At 62.2% G+C, this 259-nt stretch carries 1 protein-coding gene; it reads left to right on the top strand.

Annotation, left to right across the window (positions count from 1 at the left end):
* On the top strand, positions 1-259 hold a 259-nt coding region (locus tag SB772_RS42655; protein ID WP_410838852.1), incomplete at both ends, for a class I tRNA ligase family protein.

Genomic DNA, 259 nt, shown 5'->3' with positions numbered 1-259 from the left:
CTTCACCATGGACGACGGCCTCTCGGAAGCGGTGAAGGAAGCCTTCGTGCGCCTGCACGAAGACGGCCTGATCTACCGCGGCAAGCGCCTGGTGAACTGGGATACCAAGCTGCACACGGCGATTTCCGACCTCGAAGTGGAAAACCACGACGAGAAAGGCTTCCTGTGGAACCTGCGCTACCCGCTGGCCGACGGCGCCAAGACCGCTGAAGGCAACGACTACCTGATCGTCGCCACCACCCGTCCGGAAACCATGCTC

The organism is Paraburkholderia sp. SIMBA_030 (genome assembly GCF_046535245.1).
Taxonomy (GTDB): domain Bacteria; phylum Pseudomonadota; class Gammaproteobacteria; order Burkholderiales; family Burkholderiaceae; genus Paraburkholderia.
Note: the sequence above shows the minus strand (reverse complement) of the source record. Positions and strands in the feature narration are given on the sequence as shown.